Raw genomic sequence first — 328 nt, forward strand, 5'->3', positions numbered from 1 at the left:
GGCGAGGTCGGCGTTTACCCGGGCCATGAGCACAGGATCCTTCGCGACTTTCCGGTCCTGTGGGCGCGAGCGCTGGCGCTGCGCTTTCACGTCCGCGGTCACGGCTTGATAGCCACGGGTCTTCGTCGAGTTCCGCCGCAGCTCCCTGGAGACCACCGAAGGACATCTACCCAGGTGAGAGGCGATCCTGCGGACGCCCCACCCGGCCTTCGATCCCGTTGAGATCTCCATCCGCTCCGTGAACGTGAGCCTCCGCCGCACCATCCCAGGCCTCCTCGCCTCGAGCCCCCACCGACCGGGAGTGTTGCTTAGACGCTATGACACCACC

General features: G+C 66.5%; 1 protein-coding gene. It reads right to left on the reverse strand.

Annotated features, from left to right (window positions below; translation table 11 throughout):
• Positions 1 to 264 (reverse strand): helix-turn-helix domain-containing protein (locus ACT3UL_RS19240; RefSeq protein ID WP_444580004.1); only part of this gene is annotated, 264 nt, incomplete at its 3' end.
• Positions 265 to 328 lie beyond the last annotated feature (64 nt).

Origin of the sequence: Brachybacterium sp. 107, assembly GCF_052379725.1 — a bacterium.
GTDB lineage: Bacteria > Actinomycetota > Actinomycetes > Actinomycetales > Dermabacteraceae > Brachybacterium.